The following is a 3,442-nucleotide window of genomic DNA, read 5'->3' as shown; positions in this document are numbered from 1 at the left end:
AAATGCGCCGTAACCGAAGCACCAATCCACGAGGTCGTCGCGTTCCAGGCACGCGGCGGTCTGCATGATGGTGCGGTACCATTGGTACACGTTGTTGTGGTCGTACGTGTAGATGGGCTCCATCATTACGTCATCGAGCATACGCCGCAAAACGCCGGTTTCCACCCGTGCCCGTTCTTCCGCCGTCATGGAATCACGGCACAATTCGTATGCTACGGCCAGGTCCGAGAGTATCTTGTTGTCGCCTTCGCGCTTGTAGGTGAGAATACGCGCCGAATCGCCGTCGTGCGCGTGGTCGGTGGGACAATTGCTTATGGTGTTCGCGAAGAGAAGCAATAACTCGCGGCTCCGGGCAAGGTGCGCGGCGCTGTTCTCCGTGCGGCCGATGATGGCGATGTCCGCCGCGGCGGTAGCCGACTGCAGGTAAAAGAGACAAGCCCAGCCGTCATACATGGTACCGTTGTAAATATCACCCTCCGGGTAGATACCGGCGTCGGTATCCGGCGCGTAGATCTTGCCGCAGGCCGGGCACGTGAACGGTCCGGGGTTGAACGCCTCGAACGTGAGCCGGACCCGGCAACCGGGACAGGAGAAGTTGTGGTAGACATTGCCGCGGCGTTTTGGGAAGACCTGCTCCAATCCCGCTGAAGAAGGGTCCATCCAGACGGAGACGCTTGCCTTTTGCGCATCATAGACAGCGCGAGCCCAAGGTTGTGTGTCGAGTTTCCGGCGGACTTCCTCGAGCGTGCTACCGGTGACCATCCCGGCGGGATGCTGCCAGACTGCGGCGCCCATGGCGGCGAAGACAATGACTGCAAACACTTCCTTTTCTCCTTTTCGCGGTCAGTTTCGCTGGATCGCGGCCAGGCGCGGCATTGCACTGTGACCCGCCTGTGCATCGTATACCAATTGATGTCCAGTCGGCTATGCCAAAAAAGAAGGGGAAAGGCCTTGCGGTGGTGATGCAGTCAGCGTTGAAACGGGCACATGAAGTCACTACTGTTAATCGCTGTGGCGATACGACGGTCCTGCCTGGATAGGAGAATCAACATGACGCCATCCGCCTTGGAAGCGCAAAGCATGCTGCGTGACGGCAGTCATTTCCAATGGTATGTCATTCCGCTGTTCGCCCTTGTGGTGTACGTGTACACAGTCGAGGTCGAACGGAACAACTGGAGTCTCGTGCTCGCTGGGCTGGCCTTTTGGGGCATGGACTGGTTCAACGAGACCTGGAACGCGCTGGTCCTCCATTTTACTCAACATGCTCCGGTCTGGGGAGCGCCGGGCAAAAGCGCTTTCCTGATCCTGATAGGCCTGAATATCGAACTCTGCTTCATGTTCGCCGTCGCGGGCATTGTCTTCACGAAAATGCTCCCGGCGGACAAGAAGTTGAGGATTCTTGGCGTGCCGAACAGGGTGTTCTTTGCGGTCAGCGGGTCGATCTTTTGCGTGCTCGTTGAGCTTCTGCTCAATGGGGCCGGCGCGCTCACCTGGGACTACGCGTGGTGGGGCCGGAGCGCGCCCTGGCTTATTTTCGCCATAGGCTATTTGCCCTTCTTCCTTGTCGCCTTCTCCGTCTTTGACATGCACAGCCTGAAACGAAAGATCGGGGTTGTTTCCGCTATCTACGCCTTCGACATTACTTGCCTCGTTCTGTTTGCAGGCGTGTTGCAGTGGATTTGACGCAATGCCAGCTGCCTTCCAAGGGATTCCCGCTGGAACAAAGACACGTCATGCGGGTTCGCGTGGCGATCGACTTTATTAGTCTTCAGTTTCGAATTCAGCGCGCGGCAACCGGCGCATGCCGTATCCGCGGAAAGCGAACCGTGTCGCCGGGGGTAATATCCTGGTACGTAAAACGTTCACCGGGCTGAAACGCGCCGGCATCATCGACGGTGAGCGTCAGCGGGGAACCGGGTTGTGTCGATACGATTCGCGCTGTTGCGCCTGTTTCGCCCAGGATGCGTTTGCCATCGAAAAAGCGGGTCGAGCGCCGCTTCACGGAACGCGCGTACTCGTGCGGGATGTCGCTCGTGATGGTCTTCGCGTCGGGCACGGCCTGCACGCGTCCCACGCCGAGGTTGAGCGAGCTGGCGTCCAAGGTGATGCGGTTCCCTTCGGCGGACCGGACGTGATAGGCCGTGGTGCGCGAATAGACAGGGTTTGAGAAGACGGCCACCTGGCCGGACAGGGCGGGGTCTGCGTCGCGGTCCAGCGTGACGGCGCAGGCGTCGGGATCGACGGCGGTGATGGTCGCGGTAAATCCGGCGGAACCCTCATCGAGCAGGTGGTCATCAAGACGCAACGTCGTACAACCAACGGTGTAAACGTCATGGACGTTCTGGACATCCCCGGCGAGCAACGCGAACTCGCCTTGAAACGCGATGCGCCCGAATGCGGCATCCACCTCGCAGGGCCCTGCGACGATCACGTCCAGGCGGTCCCCGGTCCGGCGTATTTCGAGCGCGGCGGGCCCGATACGGCGGACGTCCTCGATGGCGGGCTGCCCGTCTTGTGGTACGGACTCGTAGACCGCGAGAAACGTGCTCCGCAGGTCGTCGCCCTGGCGGCGCGCAAGCAAGTAACGGGCCGGGGGATAGTGGGGGTAGAGCCCGGGGGCCGTGGCGTACAACGCTTCCGCGGGGTCGCCGGCGAGGAGCGCGCGCAGCGTCGCCGGATGCTCGCCGGTAACGGTCCACAGGCCGCCCCATACTGTCTCCGTCGGCTGGCCGCGGCGCACGTCATAGAAGAAGCCATAGCCGTTCCCCGGGGGTGGGTTCCAGTAGGGCTTGTTGGGGTAGCCCCTGATGTCGCCGTCCGCGCCCACAAGCCGGCCCCAGGCAATGCCTTCCGCAAGGCTGCCCTCGTGGGGCTTCAGGTCCGTCGCGCCAATAGGCGCGAGGCTCTCGCCGAAACTTCCGAACCCATAGTCGTGCTGTGTTCCGCCACAGACCTCGAACATGTCCACCAGATACGCGCCGTCCACGAGGGCGACCGTGCGTTCGTAGCTGGCGACCTGGAGTTCCGCATAACTCGCCTCGCTCGACGCTTGAACGACCTTCACGCCGGGCAGGTCGGCAAAAAACCGCAGGCTTCCGCCGGAACCGTCCGCGCCGAGCTGGTTCTTTTCATCTACGGTGACAAGGCAGTGGCTGACGGTGCTCGAAGCCCATCCGACGTGACAATGCGTACTGCCAAGCCCGTACCCGATGTCGTAGGTCCATTCGTAGCCGTCGGCGTAGTACTGAAGGGCGAGGTCGTCGGGGTCGCCGTGGTTCAGCGATGGGCCGAACCGCAACAGCGCGGCCTGGCGTCCGTCGCGCAGGATCGAGAGGCCCTTCATTCCCGCGACCCACGAGCCGCTGACCCGCCGCGCAAGGTCTGGCGGCAGTTTCCGGGCTGCGTCCGGAGGGTCGCCGGCGTGCCACAAGAGCCAGTTGCG

3 protein-coding genes are annotated in these 3,442 nt (G+C 61.9%); 1 reads left to right on the top strand and 2 read right to left on the bottom strand.

The features are described 5' to 3' along the window. Positions 1-822: hypothetical protein (locus tag KA184_06705; protein MBP8129257.1), on the bottom strand; the 822-nt coding region annotated here is incomplete at its 3' end. Positions 823-1,050: 228 nt separating this feature from the next. Between KA184_06705 and KA184_06700 the strand changes: the two genes are divergently transcribed. Further along, on the top strand, positions 1,051-1,683 hold the full coding sequence (locus tag KA184_06700) for a hypothetical protein (GenBank protein MBP8129256.1): 633 nt from the start codon (positions 1,051-1,053) through the stop codon (positions 1,681-1,683). Positions 1,684-1,780: 97 nt separating this feature from the next. On the opposite strand, the gene KA184_06695 is transcribed toward KA184_06700, so the two are convergent. Next, positions 1,781-3,442 (bottom strand): heparinase II/III family protein (locus KA184_06695; GenBank protein ID MBP8129255.1); only part of this gene is annotated, 1,662 nt, incomplete at its 5' end.

It is taken from the genome of Candidatus Hydrogenedentota bacterium, from assembly GCA_018005585.1.
Lineage (GTDB): Bacteria > Hydrogenedentota > Hydrogenedentia > Hydrogenedentales > JAGMZX01 > JAGMZX01.
Note: the sequence above shows the minus strand (reverse complement) of the source record. Positions and strands in the feature narration are given on the sequence as shown.